A 19,236-nucleotide genomic window follows, 5' to 3' on the forward strand; every position below is an offset into this window, starting at 1 on the left:
CTGCAGGGGGGACCCTGTGGGAGAGTAGGACGCCGCCGAACAATTATTCCGGGAAAGCCCCGCACCTTTGGTGCGGGGCTTTTCTGCGTTCACGGACAGGTGACAACCACGGCTCCTCATGGTGAGTGCGTGGTGTGGTTGGCACGGAGTGTTGGATCAGAGCCGGCCGGTTCCCTTGAGGGCCAGGTAGGCATCGGCAAGAGCCGGGGCCAGATGGCCTGGGGTGGCGTCGACGACCACCACGCCATGGCGCTGGAGCTGCTCTGCAGTGCGCTGCCGCTGAGCTTTGGCCTGGGCCGCCGCTGCCGCCTCGTAGACCGCGTCCACCGTGCCCCGGGCCTCGGCCATCTGCTCGATGTGCGGGTCGGCCACGGCAGCCACCAGCACCGTGTGGCGCTGAGTCAGCTGGGGGAGCACGGGGAGCAGACCCTCCTCGATGGGAGCCGCGTCCAGGCTGGTGAGGAGTACGAGCAGAGAGCGACGAGGGGCGCTTGCCAGGGCAGCGGCGCCGAGTCCTCGGGCGTCCGTTTCCACCAGTTCAGGTTCGAGCGGTGCCATTGCAGTGACCATGGCCGACAGGACTTCACCTGCGGCGCGCCCCTGGACCTGGGCGCGGATGCGGCGGTCATACGCGAGCAGGTCCACACGGTCGCCGGCGCGTGTAGCGAGAGCCGTGAGGAGCAGCGTCGCGTCCATTGCAGCATCGAGGCGGGGCACATCACCGACTCGGCCTGCCGAGGTGCGGCCGGTATCAAGGACGATGAGGATGTGGCGGTCCCGCTCGGGGCGCCACGTACGGATTGCGACGGCCGATTGCCGTGCCGTTGCCCGCCAGTCGATGGAACGGGTGTCGTCGCCGGGGACATAGGCGCGGAGGCTGTCGAACTCCGTGCCTTCGCCGCGGGTGAGGACGCTGGTGCGTCCGTCCAGTTCACGGAGCCTGGCGAGGCGGGACGGCAAGTGCTTGCGGCTGGTGAACGGCGGCAGTACGCGCACCGTCCACGGAACTTGATGACTGCCCTGCCGGGCTGCCAGGCCCAGTGGCCCGTACGAGCGTACGGTGATGCGTTCGGCTCGGCGGTCGCCACGGCGAGTGGGACGCAGGTGCGTAGTGAGGCGGCGGCGTTCACCTGCCGGGATGTCCAGCCTGTGGCGGGACGCCGCCTGTTCCGTACCTTTGAGCCAGCTGCTGGGCGGCCAGGCATCGCGGAGACGCGCGCGCAGTCGCCGACGCGACGCGTTGGTTACGGTCAGTTGCACTTCCGCACTATCGCCGAGTCGAACGGTTGTGTCACCGGATCGGGTGAACTGGAGCGTTCGCACTGGCGCGGCCAGGGCGTAGTCGCACAGAATTGCTAGAGAGAGCGGGGCATTGACCGCGAGCATGCCCGTCCAGCTCGGGGCAAGGATGCCTACAGGGAGTGACCCCAAAGCGGCGAGTAGCGCTGTTCGTCCGGTGAGGGCCACAGTCACTGCCTCATCGGGGTACGGGGACGTGGGCGAGGACTGCGGTGATGACGGAGTCAGGGGTGACTCCTTCCATCTCCGCCTCGGGGCGCAGGTGGATGCGATGGCGGAGCGTGGGGAGTGCCAGGGCTTTCACGTCGTCCGGAATGACGTAGTCGCGGCCGGTCAACCAGGCCCAGGCGCGGGCCGTGGAGAGCAAGGCGGTAGTACCTCGGGGGGAGACCCCGAGGGAGAGCGAGGGGGATTCACGCGTGGCACGACAGATATCGACGACATAGGCGGCGATCTCGGGGGAAACCGTGGTCTTGGCGACCGCGGCGCGGGCGGATTCCAGGTCGGCAGGGCCTGCGACGGGGCGGACGCCTGCTGAGACCAGGTCGCGGGGGTTGAAGCCGTCGGCATGGCGGGTCAGGACATTGATTTCCTCGTCGCGGGACGGCAGTGGCACCGTCAGCTTGAGGAGGAAGCGATCCAGCTGGGCCTCGGGGAGGGGGTACGTGCCCTCGTACTCGACGGGATTCTGAGTGGCCGCAACCAGGAAGGGGTCCGGCAGGAGGCGGGGGGTTCCGTCGACGGTGACCTGGCGCTCCTCCATCGCTTCCAGAAGCGATGACTGCGTCTTCGGGGGAGTGCGGTTGATCTCGTCGGCCAGAAGGAGGTTGGTGAAGACCGGGCCTGGCTGGAAGGAGAACTCAGCTGTACGGGCGTCGTAGACCAGAGAGCCGGTGACGTCGCTCGGCATCAGGTCGGGGGTGAACTGGACGCGCTTGGTATCGAGCTCGAGTGAGGCGGCGAGGGCGCGGACCAGGAGGGTCTTGGCCACACCGGGTACGCCTTCCAGAAGAACGTGGCCTCGGCAGAGCAGCGCGACGACGAGGCCGGTGACGGCGGGGTCCTGGCCGACCACGGCCTTGGCGATCTCGGAGCGCAGGGCTTCCAGGGATGCGCGGGCTGCGTCGTCGTTTCCGACGGTCTCGGTTGTCCCGGCGGGCACTGGGGGCGGGGCGCTCATGAAGTGCGTACCTCTCTTTCGAGGGTGTCGAGTTGGTCTGCCAGACGGACAAGGGCGGTGTCATCGGCCGGCGCCGTGCCGAACAGCACGGCGTCGAGGTCGCCTTCGATGGTGCTGAGGCGTGCGGAGACGGCGGGAAGGAGCACCGCGGGGGAGTGAGCATTGCGGGGTGAGACCCCGAGGAGCGGGGCGATGCGGGTGCGAGTGGCGGAGCGCAACGAGGAGGCGGCCCGGTCGCGGGCGTTCGCCTTGCGGTAAAGGCGGGCGCGGCCCTCGGTGGATTCGGAGGCGCGAATGGCTACGGGCAGTCGTTCAGTGACCAGGGGGCCCAGACGACGGGCGCGCCAGATGGCGGCAAGCACGGCGGCGACTGCGAGTTGCAGGGTTCCCCACAGCCAGCCCGACGGGATCAGGTCGGCGAAGCTGCGGTGGTTGTCGGCGTCGTCACGGCCTGTGCTGTTGTCACTGTCTCCGCCGTTCCCGGTGGCGGAGGGATCAGCGAGCGAGGGGAGGTACCAGACCAGATGTGGGCGGGAGCCGAGAAGTTGCAGGGCCAGGGAGGCGTTGCCCTGGTTGTCGAGACGGCTGTTGTAGAGGAAGTCCGCGGAGCCGAGCACGATGGTGTCGCCGGAGGCCTGCTCCTGGACCACGAGCAGGGTGGGGAGCCCCCCGCTGGGGTAGCAGGCGAGGGTTTCGAGGCCGTCCGCGGTGTAGCGGAAGCCTCCCGTGTCGGCGGTTCCCGCGCTGTGGGCTGCGGGCAGCAGGCACTGCGGTGCACGAGGGACAACCGGTCCGGTGGACGTCGTGCGGACCCCGGGGACCAGTGTGTCCACGGACGGGCGACCTGGCGCGAGGAGGACAGTGCGGCCTGCCGAGTCGGCGGTCGCGGCGTGGAGCTTGCTCTGCTGGCCCGGCGTCAGCAGATCGGGGGTGGTGACGAGCAGGGTCGTGTCCGGGCCGACCGCGGTGGTGGCCTCCTCGAGTGTGGTGGCCACCTGTACGGAGACGCCGCGGTCCTTGAGGAGTTCGGCGACGGCCCGGCTTCCGTGCTGATCGGCCGAGCGGGGGTTGAGTCGGCCGTGCTGGGCACCGGAGTGTGCGGTGGCCAGGACGATTCCGGCTGCTATGAGAAGGAGAAGAGCGAGCACCAGGCCGCGAGTGCGGGTCCAGACCTGGCGCGGGGTTGCGGAGACCGAGGTAGGCGGCGCGGCGGAGGTGATAGTGGGCGCGGTCATTCGGCCGCTCCCCGGGCCGGGGCGGTCAGCAGGGGCTTGGCGTTTTCGAGGTCGAGGTCGAGGTCTCGCACCGTCAGATACGCCTGCCGGTCGGTGTTCCGGCCGCCGTACGTGATGGCGTCGAACTCCCGGGCGGCGGCGCGGAGGGACAGCGCGTGCGCCGGCAGCGAGTGGCCTGCCTCGGTGGCGGCTTCGTCAGCGGTGCGGCCGGGGCGGGGGTCGAGCAGGGCGCGCTCCTCCAACGAGCGGACGATGGCGCGCATGCGTTCCTGGACGGCCTCGTCCCAGCGGTGGGCGGCAGCGTGTGCCTCGGCGGCGGTCCGGTGTTCGGCGGCGCTGCGGGGGCTCTCGTCGAACAGGGCGTCGGTGGGGCGGGCGGTGCGTTGCGGGGTGCCCAGCCGCCACCAGAGGGCGGCGGCCAGAGCGATGACGACCAGCAAGAGGACGATCAGCCCGAGCGGTCCGCCGGGGGCGGTGCTCGAGGCTGCGGAGAAGAGATCGCCGAGCCACGCCCAGAGGCGGTCGAGACCGCGCTGGAGGAGGTTCGGGTCGTTCTCGTGGTACATCGGTTTGGACAGTTCGTGCCTCGCCGCCTCGCGGGCGGGCACGCGTGGAGTGTCCACCGGTATGTCGCTGCTCGCGTGGATCAGCAGTCGTGCTGTTGTCGCGCCCCCCGCCCCCGACACGGCATCAGCTCCTGGTGTCGTAGCCGGGCAGGCCTGCGGCCCGGGCGAGTTCGAGGTCGAGTGCCTCGCGACGGATGCGCTGGTCCACGTAGAGCAGGGCCATCACACCGGCGGAGAGCGGGTAGGTGATCGTCGAGATGACCACCTCGCCGATACCGGAGATGATCAGGAACGGCCAGCCGAAGTCGGTGGGCTTCCCGGTGAGGAACGCTCCCATCCCGTTGCCGTCCATGACGATCGCGATGATGCCGAACGGGATCGCGATGATCAGGGTCACGATCAGTGTCAGCAGCGAGGTGAGGATCAGGATGCCGAACGTCCGCCACCAGGCGCCCCGCACCAGTTTTGCGGAGCGGCGCATCGAGACGGTGATCGACTGCCGCTCCAGCATCAGTGCCGGCGAGGCGAGGCAGAAGCGGACCATCAGCCAGATGATGACAGCGGTGGCTGCCAGGAATCCGAGGAGGGCGAGAGCGACGCCGGCGGTGGAGCCGATCAGCACGCCCGGGAGCACGCCCACCGCCATGATGGCGGCGGTCATCAGGGTCAGGAGCAGGGTCAGGCCGAGCAACTGAAGGAGGCGGGGCCGGGCCTCGGTCCACGCCTCGGAGAGCGTGATGGAACGGCCCATCACCGAGCGGCTGATCACGATGGTGAGCACGGAGGTGGTGAAGAGCGTCGCGATCAGGGTGACGAGCGTCGACGGCGCGCTGTAGATCAGGCTCGACTGCATGGAGTCGGCGGCCTGGCGGAGTGCCTCCGCGCCGGTTGCGTTCGGGTCGACCGAGGCGGGTTCCGGCAGCAGATAGCGCTGCACGAGGATGATCGTGACCTGGGCGATGACGGAGACGGTGAGGGTGATGCCGAGGACCGTGCGCCAGTGGGCGCGCATCGTGGACACCGCACCGTCGAGGATCTCTCCGACGCCGAGCGGGCGGAGCGGGATGACCCCGGGCTTCGCGGCAGCGGGCGGCTGAGCCCAGCCGACTGCCTGCGGCCTGCCGCCCCAGCCGGGGGCGGGTGGCGGTGCGCCGGGGCCGGTGCCGGAGGGGCCTGGTGGGGACCACTGCCCTGCCGGCGGTTGCGTGGAAGACCAGTTTCCCGCATGGCCGCTGCCGTCGATGGGCTCGGACGGCCGGGGGACGCCCGCCTCCTGGCCGTCGGAGGGGGCGGATCCGGGCGAGGCCCAGCCCGGAGTGTCGTTCATTCTCGCTCCTTCACGGTCCTGTTCGCTCATCGGGGCGGCAGGTTGGCAGCCATCGTGCCACGCGTTGCTCCGGTACGGGCCGGGTGCTCCATCACCGTCTTACCTTCATGTGGGGGCGGCTCACGGTGCAGACTGGGCGGATGGCTGATCAGGACGCGCAATCGCCGGTGGGCATCGAGCCTTCCGCGCTTCCCTCCATCCGCTGGGCCGAGCCCACGGAAGGCCCCGCAGTGGCGCTTCTCGACCAGACTCGGTTGCCCGCCGAGGAGGTCGAACTGCTGTGTACGGATGTGCCGGCACTGGTGCGGGCCATTCAGACGCTGGCCGTGCGTGGGGCGCCGCTACTGGGCATTGCGGGGGCCTACGGGGTCGCTCTGGCCGCGGCCCGAGGCGACGACATGGCAGAGGCTTCTGGGCTGTTGGAGCGGGCGCGGCCCACCGCGGTGAACCTCGGGTACGGGGTGCGGCGTGCGGCGCGGGCGTACTGGGCGGCGCTGGACAAGGGCGAGGATGCGCAGCGGGCGGCCGCGGTGGCCTTGGCGGAGGCCGAGGCGCTGCACCGGGAGGATGCCGAGGCCAGTCGGCGCATGGCGCAGTACGGGCTCGCGCTCCTCGAAGAGCTGCTGCCGGGCGGCGGGCATCAGCTTCTGACCCACTGCAATTCGGGGGCGCTCGTCTCGGGCGGTGAGGGCACCGCCTTTGCTGTGGCGCTCGGGGCGCACCGGGCCGGACAGCTGCGACGGCTTTGGGTGGACGAGACGCGGCCGCTGCTTCAGGGGGCCCGGCTGACCGCGTACGAGGCGGCGCGCCACGGGATGGCGTACAGCTTGCTCACGGACAATGCCGCGGGTTCGCTGTTCGCCGCGGGGGAGGTGGATGCTGTGCTCATCGGGGCCGATCGCATTGTTGCGGACGGGTCCGTGGCGAACAAGGTCGGGAGTTATCCGCTGGCGGTGCTTGCCAAGTACCACCACGTGCCGTTCATTGTGGTGGCGCCGACCACGACCGTGGATCTGCAGACTCCGGACGGGGCATCGGTCATCGTGGAGCAGCGCCCCGGGCGGGAAGTGACGGAGCTCACATTGTCCCGGATCGGGGCGGGCGGGGAAGCGGGCGGACTGACTGTCGCGCCGCTGGGAACCCAGGCATACAACCCCGCATTCGACATCACGCCGCCGGAACTGATCACGGCGATCGTCATGGAGGAGGGCATAGTTTCCCCGGTCACGGGGGTCGGACTGGCAGAGCTGTGTGCCAGATCATCGCAGGTAACGATTAGCTAATGGGATGATGTCGATTATGAAGGGACGCGTCCTTGTCGTCGACGACGACACCGCACTGGCCGAGATGCTCGGGATTGTGCTGCGTGGTGAAGGGTTTGAGCCGTCGTTCGTAGCGGACGGCGACAAGGCACTTGCCGCATTTCGAGAGGCCAAGCCGGACCTGGTCCTGCTCGATCTCATGCTGCCCGGACGGGACGGCATCGAGGTCTGCAGATTGATCAGGGCCGAGTCGGGTGTGCCGATCGTCATGCTCACCGCCAAGAGTGACACCGTCGATGTGGTGGTGGGCCTGGAGTCAGGGGCCGACGACTACATCGTCAAGCCGTTCAAACCTAAGGAGTTGGTTGCCCGGATCAGGGCACGTCTGCGCAGGTCCGAGGAGCCGGCACCGGAACAGCTGACCATCGGGGACCTGGTCATCGATGTGGCCGGTCACTCGGTGAAGCGGGAGGGGCAGTCGATCGCCCTGACCCCGCTGGAGTTCGACCTGCTGGTCGCGCTCGCCCGCAAGCCGTGGCAGGTCTTCACCCGTGAGGTGCTGCTCGAGCAGGTGTGGGGATACCGCCACGCCGCCGACACCCGGCTGGTGAATGTGCATGTCCAGCGGCTGCGTTCCAAGGTCGAGAAGGACCCGGAACGGCCGGAGATCGTGGTGACCGTCCGAGGCGTCGGCTACAAGGCCGGACCGAGCTGACGTGTCCCTGGGTAGCGCTGCCCCGAAGCCCGGGGAGCCGGGAGTCCGGACGGGGCGGGCTACCGGTTCCGGACACAGGACGTCCGCGTTCGGACGTCTTCTGCAGGGCGGCCGGTTGTTCCACGACCGGGCGCCCGGCGGTCCTGTGCCGCGACTGCTGATGCGCTGGGTGCGGCGTCCGCTGCTGCCCGCCGTCCGGCTGTGGCGGCGCAACCTGCAGCTGCGGGTCGTCGCGGGCACGCTGCTCATGTCTCTCGGTGTCGTGCTGCTCCTCGGCCTGGTCGTGATCGGGCAGGTCCGCAACGGTCTGCTCGACGCGAAGGGCAAGGCTGCCCAGACGCAGGCCGCCGGCGGTTTCGCGGCGGCCCAGGACAAGGCGAATGCTCCGCTCACCCCCGGTGGGCAGGACGGTGACGCCGGGGACGGCGCGACCGCCAACAACTCGTGGCGGACGGAGCTCGTCGACCAGCTCGCCAGCGGCGGCAAGAACGCCTTCAACGTGGTGGCGCTCAGCGCCGACGAGGGCAGCCGTGCGCCACGCGGCTCGGGCAGTGTCGAAGCGGCCAGCATTCCGCAGAGCCTGCGGGAGGCGGTGGACAAAGGGCCCGGCGCGTTCCAGACGTACTCCCTGATCCGGTATGCGAACGGGCAGGAGTCGCAGCCCGGGCTTGTCGTCGGCAAGCGTCTCTACGACATCGACCACAACCCGTACCAGCTCTACTACCTCTTCCCGCTGACGCAGGAGGAGAAGTCCCTGACCCTGGTCAAGACCACGCTGGCGACTGCTGGACTGTTCGTGGTCGTGCTGCTCGGCGCCATCGCCTGGTTCGTGGTGCGGCAGGTCGTCACCCCCGTACGGATGGCCGCGGGGATCGCCGAGCGGCTCTCCGCGGGCAGGCTCCAGGAGCGCATGAAGGTCACCGGCGAGGACGACATCGCCCGGCTCGGTGAGGCCTTCAACAAGATGGCCCAGAACCTTCAGCTGAAGATCCAGCAGCTGGAGGAGCTTTCCCGGATGCAGCGACGCTTCGTCTCGGACGTCTCGCACGAGCTGCGGACGCCGCTCACGACCGTACGTATGGCCGCCGATGTCATCCATGAGGCACGCGTCGACTTCGATCCGGTGACCGCGCGCTCCGCTGAACTGCTCGGCGATCAGCTCGACCGGTTCGAGTCGCTGCTCTCCGACCTGCTGGAGATCAGCCGGTTCGATGCGGGTGCCGCCGCGCTGGAGGCCGAACCGATCGACCTGCGGCAGGTCGTCCGGCGCGTGATCGGCGGCGCCGAGCCGCTCGCCGACCGCAAGGGCACCCGGATCCGGGTGGTCGGCGACGAGCAGCCGGTGATCGCGGAGGCCGACGCGCGGCGGGTCGAGCGCGTGCTGCGCAATCTTGTCGTCAACGCCGTCGAGCACGGTGAGGGCCGGGACGTCGTGGTGCGGATGGGGGTGGCCGGAGGCGCGGTCGCCGTCGCCGTCCGGGACTATGGCGTGGGACTCAAGCCCGGCGAGGCGACCCGGGTCTTTAACCGGTTCTGGCGCGCCGACCCGGCGCGGGCACGGACGACCGGCGGCACCGGTCTCGGACTGTCGATCGCCGTCGAGGACGCCCGGCTGCACGGCGGCTGGCTGCAGGCATGGGGCGAGCCGGGCGGCGGTTCGCAGTTCCGGCTGACGCTGCCGCGTACGGCGGACGAGCCGCTGCGCGGCTCCCCGATACCGCTGGAGCCCGAGGACTCGCGACGTAACCGGGAGAGCCAGGAGCTGACCGCTGACGTCGGTACGACCGGGAGGGAGCACCGGCTCACGGCGGTGCCGACCCAGCTGGGCGGCCCGGACCGTTCGCCACTGCCTGTATCCGCGCGCGCCCCTGCGGCTCCCCGGACGGCGCCTGCGTCGGTGAATCCGGCCGCCCTGCCGGGCAACGGCGCCCGTGTGGTCGCCCGCCCAGCCGAGGACCGGCCGGGCGACACCATCGACTCTGCTGCGCAGGACCCGGATCGGGAGGACACGACTCGTGGGCGCTGACCGTCGTGAGGGCGGCCGTGGACGTGCGGTGGGGATGATCGCTCTGCTGGGATGCGGCGTCGTGCTGCTGTCCGCGTGCGGCTCGATGCCCGTCACCGGGGACATCAAGGCGGTTGACGCCTCGCAGCCCGGCGACTCCCAGGTACAGGTGTACGCGGTGGCGCCCCGCGAAAACGCCACTCCGGCTGAGGTGGTCGACGGCTTCCTGGAGTCCATGACCAGTGACGACCCAGGCTTCCGGACGACCCGGAAGTACCTGACGAAGGAGGCGTCGCGCACCTGGAAGCCGAGCGCGTTCACCACGGTGCTCTCCAAGGCGCCGAACCGGAGCCCGCGCCCGGTCCGCGACAGCGACCGCAGCAGTACGGAGCTCACCTTCACGCTGACCGGCGAGAAGGTGGCGACGGTGGACGCGCAGAGCGCCTACCAGCCCGTCGTGCCGACGGGCTTCAACCGGAGCCTGCACCTGGTGCAGCAGAACGGCAGCAAGGAGTGGCGCATCGACTTCGTGCCGGACGGCCTGCTGCTCGGCCAGTCCGACTTCAAGCGGCTCTACCGCTCCGTCAACAAGTACTACTTCGCCACCGGGCCCGCGGCAGATCAGTCGACGCTGGTCGCCGACCCTGTCTATGTGCGCAACCGGACGGATCCGATCACGGGGATGGACACCGTGACACAGACGATCCGCAGTCTCGTCGAGGGACCGACCAACTGGCTGCGGCCGGTGGTCGATTCCCGCTTCCCCACCGGTACGGTCCTGCGTAAGGGCATCACCGCGCTGGCGCCCGACGACCGCAACGTACTGAAGGTTCCGCTCAACAGGAAGGCGGACAGCGTCGGGCAGCGCTCCTGTCGCATGATGGCCTCTCAGGTGCTCTACACCGTGCGTGATCTGACGTCCGCACGGGTCGAGCAGGTCGAGCTGCAGCGGTCTGACGGTTCGTCGCTCTGTGTCCTGGGTTCGGGCCAGGCGGAGGAGTTCGCGCCGGACGGTTCCTCGGGTGGCCCCGACAGCCAGTACTTCGTCGATGACAACGGGCATGTCCAGCGCATCCCGGGGAGCACCAAGGGCAGCGGTGATCCGGAGCCGGTGGCCGGCCCGCTCGGTGACGGACCGGTGCGGATGAGCACGGTCGGCGTGGCCCGCGACGAGCAGCTGGCGGCGGCGGTCTCACAGGACAGCGCGTCTTTGTACGTCGCCTCCGTCGTTTCGGCGGGCGAGCTTCCCGCGCCCGCCGTGACCAGCAGGGCGAAGAAGCCGGAGGACCGGTTGTCGGCGCCCAGTTGGGACGGGCGGGGTGATCTCTGGGTGGCAGACCGGAATCCGCATGATCGCCGGCTGCTGCGGCTGGCCGGCGGTACGGGCGAGCCGTCGAACGTCAGGGTGCCGGACCTGGGCGGCGCGCGGATCGAGGCGCTGCGGCTGTCGGCGGACGGTGTCCGGATCGCGCTGCTGCTGACCGAGGACGGCCACACCACGTTGAAGATCGGCCGGATCGAGCGCCAGGGGGATCCGGACACCCGGCAGGACGTCTCCGTCGTGGAGCTGCGGAAGGCCGCGCCGCAGCTGGCGGACGTGACCGCGATGTCCTGGTCGGGCCGGAGCCGCCTCGTTGTGGTCGGCAAGGAGCAGGGCGGCGTACAGCAGGTGCGCTATGTCCAGGCGGACGGTTCGGCACCGGCGTCGGGCGTGCTGCCCGGGGCGAATCAAGTGTCGTCGGTCGCGGCGGCGGACGACGAGCAGCTGCCGCTGATGGCGGACACCGAGGACGACGGGATAGTGAAGCTGTCGCCGGGGGACAACTGGCAGACGGTGCTCAAGAAGGGCTCGTCGCTGGTCTACCCGGGCTGAGTCCCGGGGGCTGGGGAGTCCTCGGACCAGCGGTGCCGGGTGCCCGGGACCAGCCCTGATCGCGTGGCGACGGGCGCTTCCTCCCGTTCGGGGCGGCTGCGTTTTCCACAGGGGTGGCCGGGTTCGTGCTGCGGGCGCACAGTGGAGTCATGCGGGGGTGGTGGCGGGAGATCGCCGGTCTGGTCCTGCCTGTGGCCTGCAGTGGCTGCGGCGGACCGCGGGCCGAGCTGTGCGAGGACTGCCGGGCGGCGCTTCACGGACCGGTGCCGCGACGGGTGAGGCCGGCGCCGGAGCCGGCCGGACTGCCGGTGGTGCATGCCGCCGCGGCGTACGAGAACGCGGTACGGGCGACGCTCCTGGCCCATAAGGAGCGTGGCGCACTAGGACTGTCGCGGGAGCTCGGCAGGGCGCTGGCGGGCGCGGTAAGGGCCGGGACGGGGCAGGTGGGTGGTCGGCCGGGACCACTGCTGCTCGTGCCGGTGCCGTCCGCGCGGCGGGCGGTGGCGGCGCGCGGACACGATCCGACGCGCAGGATCGCGCTGTCGGCAGCGGGCGAGCTGCGGCGCGGTGGCATGCGGGTGCAGGTGGCATCCGTACTGCGGCAACGGCGGACGGTGGCCGATCAGTCGGGGCTCGGTGCCCGGCAGCGGCAGGAGAATCTGGCGGGCGCGCTGGAGGTGGTGGCCGGTGGTGAGCGGCTGCTTGCGACCGAACGGGTGGTGCTTGTGGACGACCTTCTGACGACCGGGGCCTCGCTGGCCGAGGCGGCACGCGCGATCGACGCGGCGGGCCTGCGCGAAGACAAGGGTCCCGGAATGCGGCAGGCGGCCGTTGTTGCAGCATCTCCGTCCGCCTTCGAAACAAACCGGAACTGCCAATGAACTTTCATCGTTGCAGGTAGTGAGTGGGTAAAGACCCCTGAACGGAGGTACGTGCGGGTAGCGGGTGCCGACATCCGGCCGAGCAGGCTATGTTCGGTGGTGAGGAATGGTGAATGCCGGACCTCGACGAATGCACCCCCAGGTTTCGGGCAGGTAACTCACCGGTAGCCCAGAAGCTGAAAAGTCGGTGGGGTGGAGACCTCCCGGATGGGGGAGGAGGAGGTCGAAGCCACCGAGTCCGCGGCTCCGGCGATCACCGGAGCCTGGTGCAAAAGGGAGATGCTCCGCCGCCGAGCGGAGCGATCCGGGAACGGAGTTCTGCGTGGACATCGTCGTCAAGGGCCGCAAGACCGAGGTGCCCGAGCGGTTCCGCAAGCACGTGGCCGAGAAGCTGAAGCTGGACAAGATCCAGAAGTTCGACGGCAAGGTGATCAGCCTCGACGTCGAGGTGTCCAAGGAGCCAAACCCCCGTCAGGCCGACCGTTCCGACCGGGTGGAGATCACGCTTCGCTCGCGGGGACCGGTCATTCGTGCGGAAGCGGCCGCAGCCGACCCCTACGCAGCGCTGGACCTGGCCACCGGCAAGCTGGAGGCGCGGCTGCGCAAGCAGCACGACAAGCGCTACAGCCGCCGGGGCAACGGCCGGATTCCCGCTGCCGAAGTCGCCGAGACCGTGCCGGGTGCGGCGTCGTTCAACAGCGAGGGTGGCCTGGCCGGCGAGGGCGCGGCAGAGTCCGTACCCACCACCAGGATCGGCTCGCTCGAGGTGCAGGGCGAAGGGCCGCTGGTGATGCGCGAGAAGACGCACGTCGCGGCACCGATGCTGCTCGATCAGGCGCTCTACGAGATGGAGCTGGTCGGGCACGACTTCTATCTGTTCGTCGATGCCGAGACGAAGGAACCCAGTGTCGTCTACCGACGGCACGCCTACGACTACGGTGTCATTCATCTGAGGACCGACCCGCTGGCTGCTGACGAGGCGGGCGGCGCAGGCGGTGCGCTCGGCGGCTGACGCCCCGCATCGGTGGTGCCCCTGGGGGCGCATTCACGCCACCAGGGGCACCCGAGTGGGACCACAGGACCACCGCTCTGACGTCCAGGCATGGAATCATGACGTCCCAAGCCAAACGGTGCTCTGTGAAGTGCCGTTGGCGGACAGCTTGTGAACTTCAGGCCGTGGCCTTCAGGGGGAGGAATGATGGCGGACACCTTCGGGCCCGTGCGCGATGCGAATGATGCTGACGGCACTGCCTGTGCCGATACCGGCGCGGACGCGGAGAGTTCCCGCAAGGAGCCGATCCGCGTCCTGGTGGTGGATGACCATGCGCTCTTCCGCAGAGGTCTGGAGATCGTCCTCGCCCAGGAGGAGGACATCCAGGTCGTCGGCGAGGCGGGTGACGGGGCGGAGGCCGTCGACAAGGCGGCGGACCTGCTGCCCGACATCGTGCTGATGGACGTACGGATGCCCAAGCGCGGCGGCATCGAGGCCTGCACCTCCATCAAGGAGGTGGCCCCCAGTGCGAAGATCATCATGTTGACGATCAGTGACGAGGAGGCCGACCTCTACGACGCGATCAAGGCGGGTGCCACCGGCTATCTCCTCAAGGAGATCTCCACCGACGAGGTGGCCACAGCGATCCGCGCGGTCGCCGACGGGCAGTCTCAGATCAGCCCGTCCATGGCGTCCAAACTGCTCACCGAATTCAAGTCGATGATCCAGCGGACCGACGAGCGCAGACTGGTGCCGGCGCCGCGGCTCACCGACCGGGAGCTCGAAGTCCTCAAACTGGTTGCCACAGGCATGAACAATCGCGATATCGCGAAGGAACTGTTCATTTCCGAGAACACCGTGAAGAACCACGTCCGCAACATTCTGGAGAAGCTGCAGCTGCACTCCAGGATGGAAGCAGTGGTCTATGCCATGCGGGAGAAGATCCTGGAGATCAGGTGAATCGGGTGCGCCGGGTCAGCCAAGGGCGCGGGCGACTTCCTGGCTGAGCGCCTCGCGCAGCTCCGGTGCGTCCACCCGTTCCACCCGGACCGCCGTGCAGCCGACCCAGGCCGCCGCCTCCACGAGCGCCTCGGCCATCGGTGCCACGGCCTTCCTGCCTGCCAGGGACACCTGGCGAGCGACCAGAGTCGTGCCCTCGCGCGCCGGATCGACTCGGCCCTGGAGCTTTCCGCCCGCCAGCAGCGGCATCGCGAAATAGCCATGTATCCGCCTGGGCCTGGGGACGTACGCCTCCAGGCGGTGGGTGAAGCCGAAGATCCGCTCCGTCCGCGCCCGCTCCCAGATCAGTGAGTCGAACGGCGACAGCAGCGTCGTACGGTGCCGTCCGCGCGGCTCCGCAGCCAGTGCCGCCGGGTCGGCCCAGGCGGGCTTCGCCCAGCCCTCCACCGTCACCGGCACCAGCCCGGAGTCCGCCACCACCGCGTCGAACTGCTCGGCCTTCAGCCGGTGGTAGTCGGCGATGTCCGTACGGGTGCCGACCCCCAGGGACTGCCCGGCGAGTGCGACCAGCCGGCGCAGACATTCCGTGTCGTCCAGATCGTCATGCAGCACGGCATCGGGCAGCGCACGCTCCGCGAGGTCGTACACCCGCTTCCAGCCGCGCCGCTCGGTGCACACCACTTCGCCGTACATCAGGGCCCGCTCGACGGCGACCTTCGACGCCGACCAGTCCCACCACTCCCCGCCGTTCTTCGCCCCGCCCAGCTCCGTCGCCGTCAGCGGTCCCTCGGCACGCAGCTGCTTGATCACCGTGTCGTACGCCCCGTCGGGCAGATCGTGGTTCCACTGCGGGCGCGCGCGGTAGGAGCGGCGGCGGAACGCGAAGTGCGGCCACTCCTCGACCGGCAGGATGCACGCCGCATGCGACCAGTACTCGAAGGTGCGGCCACCCGACCAGTACGCGTCCTCGATCGTGCGGCGGCCGACGGCGCCGAGGCGCGCGTACGGAATCAGCTCGTGCGAACGGGCCAGCACCGAGATCGTGTCGAGCTGTACGGCGCCGAGGTGCCGCAGCACGCCCGGCACCCCTGCCCGGCGGTCCTGTGCCCCGAGGAGACCCTGGGCGCGCAGGGCGATCCTGCGTGCCTGGTCGGCGGAGAGTTCGGCAGCGGGAGGCGGCACAGGCGTCATGGACCGAACCCTAGAGGGCCGCACTGACATTCGTTCACGGAGCGGTGGACCGGACCGTGCGGCCGGGGGCGGGGACGCCGACGGGGGACTTCGCCGGCAGATACGGGTGGACGCCCTGTAGGCCCAGGTCGGAGGGGAGCAGTGCACCGACCCAGGTGTCCCGCCGCACGCCCTTGTTCAGCAGTCCCGAGCGCTGATCGCCCTCCAGGCGGAAGCCCGCCCGCTGCGCGACGGCCCGCGAGGGCGCATTGCCGACCTCGGCCCGCCACTCCAGCCGGTCCCCGTCGAGTGCGGTGAACGTCCAGTGGGCGGCAGTCCGTACCGCCTCCGTCGTATAGCCGAGACCGCGGTGCTCCTTCGCCGTCCAGAACCCCACCTCGTACGTGCCCGGCAGCGTGCGCCGGTCGATGCCGAGTGCACCGGTCAGAACCCCGCTGTCGCGCCGCACGACCGCGAAGTTGTACATGGAGTCGTCCTGCCAGCCGCCGGGGGACAGCTTCTCCGTGAAGAGTTCGGCGTCGGCCCGGCTGTACGGGGAGGGGACGACCGTCCAGCGCTGGATGTCCGGGTCCTGACAGGCGGCGTACACCTCGTCCGCGTCGCTCCGGCGAAAGGGGCGCAGCAGCAGACGTTCGGTGGTGAGAGTGATCGGCTCCATGTACGGATTTTGGTGAGGTGCCCACGGTGATGCGACCAGTTTTCGCGCTTCCCGGCACCTTCCGAGTCCTCCATCCGTTGACTCGTAAGGGCACAGCGGGCTCAACGCGGCGGCAGCCCTCCCGGCGCGGCGGGGTCCTCGCTTACGATGGCCGTTGCGGTGGGGCTCACCTGCCGTGCCCGTGCCAGCGTCCATCACACGACCCAGTGCCAGGCCCGACCGGCAAGGAGACCAGCCTCAGTGTCCGTCTTCAACAAGCTCATGCGTGCAGGCGAAGGCAAGATCCTGCGCAAACTGCACCGCATCGCGGACCAGGTCAGCTCCATCGAAGAGGACTTCGTCAACCTCTCCGACGCCGAGCTGCGGGCCCTCACCGACGAGTACAAGGAACGGTACGCGGACGGCGAGAGCCTGGACGACCTGCTCCCCGAGGCATTCGCGACGGTCCGTGAGGCCGCCAAGCGAGTACTCGGACAGCGCCACTACGACGTCCAGATGATGGGTGGCGCGGCGCTGCACCTCGGCTATGTGGCCGAGATGAAGACCGGTGAGGGCAAGACCCTCGTCGGCACCCTGCCCGCGTATCTCAACGCGCTCTCCGGTAAGGGCGTGCACCTGATCACGGTCAATGACTATCTGGCCGAGCGTGACTCCGAGATGATGGGCCGGGTCCACAAGTTCCTGGGCCTGACCGTCGGCTGCATCCTCGCGAACATGACGCCGGCCCAGCGACGTGAGCAGTACGCCTGCGACATCACGTACGGCACGAACAACGAGTTCGGCTTCGACTACCTTCGCGACAACATGGCGTGGTCCGCGGACGAGCTCGTCCAGCGCGGCCACAACTTCGCGGTGGTCGACGAGGTCGACTCGATCCTCGTCGACGAGGCCCGTACGCCGCTGATCATCTCCGGCCCGGCCGATCAGGCGACCAAGTGGTACGGCGACTTCGCCAAGCTGGTCACGCGCCTCAAGAAAGGCGAGGCGGGCAATCCGCTCAAGGGCATCGAGGAGACCGGCGACTACGAGGTCGACGAGAAGAAGCGGACCGTCGCGATCCACGAGCCCGGTGTCGCGAAGGTCGAGGACTGGCTCGGCATCGACAACCTCTACGAGTCGGTGAACACCCCGCTCGTCGGATACCTCAACAACGCCATCAAGGCCAAGGAACTCTTCAAGAAGGACAAGGACTACGTCGTCATCGACGGCGAAGTCATGATCGTCGACGAGCACACCGGCCGTATCCTCGCCGGCCGCCGCTACAACGAGGGCATGCACCAGGCGATCGAGGCGAAGGAAGGGGTGGACATCAAGGACGAGAACCAGACCCTTGCCACGATCACCCTGCAGAACTTCTTCCGCCTCTACAGCAAGCTGTCCGGCATGACCGGTACGGCGATGACCGAGGCCGCCGAGTTCCACCAGATCTACAAGCTCGGCGTCGTGCCGATCCCGACGAACCGGCCGATGGTCCGCGCCGACCAGTCGGACCTGATCTACCGGACCGAGGTCGCGAAGTTCGCCGCGGTCGTCGACGACATCGCCGAGAAGCACGAGAAGGGCCAGCCGATCCTGGTCGGCACCACCTCGGTCGAGAAGTCCGAGTACCTCTCGCAGCAGCTCTCCAAGCGCGGTGTGCAGCACGAGGTCCTCAACGCCAAGCAGCACGACCGTGAGGCGACGATCGTTGCCCAGGCCGGCCGCAAGGGCGCGGTCACGGTGGCGACGAACATGGCCGGCCGTGGTACGGACATCAAGCTCGGCGGCAACCCCGACGACCTCGCCGAGGCGGAGCTGCGCCAGCGCGGTCTCGACCCCGTCGATCACGTCGAGGAGTGGGCGGCCGCGCTGCCCGCCGCGCTGGAGAAGGCCGAGCAGGCCGTCAGGGCGGAGTTCGAAGAGGTCAAGGAGCTCGGCGGGCTGTACGTCCTCGGTACGGAGCGGCACGAGTCGCGGCGTATCGACAACCAGCTGCGCGGTCGTTCCGGCCGTCAGGGCGACCCGGGCGAGTCCCGCTTCTACCTCTCGCTCGGCGACGACCTGATGCGGCTGTTCAAGGCGCAGATGGTCGAGCGCGTGATGTCGATGGCGAACGTGCCGGACGACGTGCCGATCGAGAATAAGATGGTGACGCGGGCGATCGCGTCGGCGCAGTCGCAGGTCGAGCAGCAGAACTTCGAGACGCGTAAGAACGTCCTGAAGTACGACGAGGTGCTCAACCGGCAGCGCGAGGTCATCTACGGCGAGCGTCGTCGCGTCCTGGAGGGCGAGGACCTGCAGGAGCAGATCCGCCACTTCATGGACGACACCATCGACGACTACATCCGGCAGGAGACCGCCGAAGGCTTCGCCGAGGAGTGGGACCTCGACCGGCTGTGGGGCGCGTTCAAGCAGCTCTACCCGGTGAAGGTCACTGTCGAAGAGCTGGAGGACGCGACCGGGGACCGGGCCGGGATCACCGCCGATTTCATCGCGGAGTCCATCAAGGACGACATCCACGAGCAGTACGACGAGCGCGAGAAGCAGCTCGGCTCGGACATCATGCGTGAGCTGGAGCGGCGCGTCGTGCTGTCCGTCCTGGACCGCAAGTGGCGTGAGCACCTCTACGAGATGGACTACCTCCAGGAGGGCATCGGCCTGCGGGCCATGGCGCAGAAGGACCCGCTGGTCGAGTATCAGCGCGAGGGCTTCGACATGTTCAACGCCATGATGGAGGGCATCAAGGAGGAGTCCGTCGGCTACCTGTTCAACCTGGAGGTCCAGGTCGACCAGCAGGTCGAGGAGGTTCCGGTGCAGGACGCGGCCGAGCGGACCTCGCTGGCCAAGGAGGACGCCACGGTTCCGGCTGCGGCGCGTCCGGAGATCCGCGCCAAGGGGCTCGACGCTCCGCAGCGGCCGGACCGGCTGCACTTCTCGGCCCCCACGGTGGACGGGGAGGGCGGTGTCGTCGAGGGCGACTTCGCCAACGGTGACGGTGGGGCCGGGTCGGAGTCGGACGGGCTCACCCGGGCGGAGCGGCGCAAGGCGCAGAAGAGCGGTGGCGGGGGGCGGCGCCGGAAGAAGTAGGTGCGGCTGCGCCTGCGTCCTGCGGGC

The 19,236-nt window shown here is 69.2% G+C and carries 15 protein-coding genes; 8 read left to right on the forward strand and 7 right to left on the reverse strand.

Features of this window, described 5'->3' with window-relative positions; all coding sequences use genetic code 11:
• Window positions 1-156 precede the first annotated feature (156 nt).
• The 5 genes from AB0915_RS27045 to AB0915_RS27065 are packed head-to-tail and all read right to left on the reverse strand — an operon-like array spanning window position 157 to window position 5,607.
• A complete protein-coding gene (locus tag AB0915_RS27045; protein ID WP_366693561.1) occupies window positions 157-1,467 on the reverse strand; it encodes a DUF58 domain-containing protein in 1,311 nt (436 codons plus the stop codon).
• A 10-nt stretch (window positions 1,468-1,477) separates the two neighbouring features.
• Window positions 1,478-2,479, reverse strand: coding sequence for a MoxR family ATPase (locus AB0915_RS27050; RefSeq protein ID WP_366693546.1), 1,002 nt, complete (start codon window positions 2,477-2,479; stop codon window positions 1,478-1,480).
• Entirely contained in the window at window positions 2,476-3,714 is a 1,239-nt protein-coding gene (locus AB0915_RS27055) for a DUF4350 domain-containing protein (protein ID WP_366693547.1), read from the reverse strand. The genes AB0915_RS27050 and AB0915_RS27055 overlap by 4 nt, the downstream gene beginning before the upstream one ends.
• Complete coding sequence (locus AB0915_RS27060) at window positions 3,711-4,400, reverse strand: DUF4129 domain-containing protein (RefSeq protein ID WP_366693548.1); 690 nt, start codon at window positions 4,398-4,400, stop codon at window positions 3,711-3,713. The genes AB0915_RS27055 and AB0915_RS27060 overlap by 4 nt, the downstream gene beginning before the upstream one ends.
• Window positions 4,401-4,404: 4 nt before the next feature.
• Window positions 4,405-5,607: a hypothetical protein gene (locus AB0915_RS27065; RefSeq protein ID WP_366693549.1), complete on the reverse strand. Its 1,203-nt coding sequence runs from the start codon at window positions 5,605-5,607 to the stop codon at window positions 4,405-4,407.
• A 140-nt stretch (window positions 5,608-5,747) separates the two neighbouring features.
• On the opposite strand from AB0915_RS27065, the gene mtnA reads away from it, so the two are divergent.
• The 7 genes from mtnA to AB0915_RS27100 all read left to right on the forward strand — a co-directional run bounded on the left by mtnA (window position 5,748) and on the right by AB0915_RS27100 (window position 14,294).
• Window positions 5,748-6,890, forward strand: a complete 1,143-nt coding sequence (gene mtnA / locus AB0915_RS27070; RefSeq protein ID WP_366693550.1) for an S-methyl-5-thioribose-1-phosphate isomerase — start codon at window positions 5,748-5,750, stop codon at window positions 6,888-6,890.
• A 4-nt stretch (window positions 6,891-6,894) separates the two neighbouring features.
• The gene (gene mtrA, locus AB0915_RS27075; protein WP_007448372.1) at window positions 6,895-7,584 is read left to right on the forward strand and encodes a two-component system response regulator MtrA; all 690 of its coding nucleotides are present in this window, start codon (window positions 6,895-6,897) and stop codon (window positions 7,582-7,584) included.
• 1 nt (window position 7,585) lies between these two features.
• The gene (gene mtrB, locus AB0915_RS27080) at window positions 7,586-9,610 is read left to right on the forward strand and encodes an MtrAB system histidine kinase MtrB (protein ID WP_366693551.1); all 2,025 of its coding nucleotides are present in this window, start codon (window positions 7,586-7,588) and stop codon (window positions 9,608-9,610) included.
• A 34-nt stretch (window positions 9,611-9,644) separates the two neighbouring features.
• Complete coding sequence (locus AB0915_RS27085) at window positions 9,645-11,462, forward strand: LpqB family beta-propeller domain-containing protein (protein WP_366693562.1); 1,818 nt, start codon at window positions 9,645-9,647, stop codon at window positions 11,460-11,462.
• A gap of 149 nt (window positions 11,463-11,611) precedes the next feature.
• On the forward strand, window positions 11,612-12,343 hold the full coding sequence (locus tag AB0915_RS27090; RefSeq protein WP_366693552.1) for a ComF family protein: 732 nt from the start codon (window positions 11,612-11,614) through the stop codon (window positions 12,341-12,343).
• 322 nt (window positions 12,344-12,665) lie between these two features.
• Entirely contained in the window at window positions 12,666-13,355 is a 690-nt protein-coding gene (raiA, locus tag AB0915_RS27095; protein ID WP_366693553.1) for a ribosome-associated translation inhibitor RaiA, read from the forward strand.
• Between the two features lie 186 nt (window positions 13,356-13,541).
• The gene (locus AB0915_RS27100) at window positions 13,542-14,294 is read left to right on the forward strand and encodes a response regulator transcription factor (RefSeq protein WP_366693554.1); all 753 of its coding nucleotides are present in this window, start codon (window positions 13,542-13,544) and stop codon (window positions 14,292-14,294) included.
• A 15-nt stretch (window positions 14,295-14,309) separates the two neighbouring features.
• Here the strand turns inward: AB0915_RS27100 and AB0915_RS27105 are convergent, their stop codons facing one another.
• Both AB0915_RS27105 and AB0915_RS27110 read right to left on the reverse strand, forming a co-directional pair.
• Window positions 14,310-15,485 carry a crosslink repair DNA glycosylase YcaQ family protein gene (locus tag AB0915_RS27105; protein ID WP_366693555.1) on the reverse strand — a complete coding sequence of 392 codons (1,176 nt, stop codon included), beginning with the start codon at window positions 15,483-15,485 and terminating at the stop codon, window positions 14,310-14,312.
• Between the two features lie 34 nt (window positions 15,486-15,519).
• Complete coding sequence (locus AB0915_RS27110) at window positions 15,520-16,143, reverse strand: GNAT family N-acetyltransferase (RefSeq protein ID WP_366693556.1); 624 nt, start codon at window positions 16,141-16,143, stop codon at window positions 15,520-15,522.
• Between the two features lie 240 nt (window positions 16,144-16,383).
• Between AB0915_RS27110 and secA the strand changes: the two genes are divergently transcribed.
• A complete protein-coding gene (secA, locus tag AB0915_RS27115) occupies window positions 16,384-19,209 on the forward strand; it encodes a preprotein translocase subunit SecA (protein ID WP_366693557.1) in 2,826 nt (941 codons plus the stop codon).
• Window positions 19,210-19,236: the final 27 nt, after the last annotated feature.

This window comes from Streptomyces sp. NPDC048411 (assembly GCF_040704695.1).
Classification (GTDB): domain Bacteria; phylum Actinomycetota; class Actinomycetes; order Streptomycetales; family Streptomycetaceae; genus Streptomyces.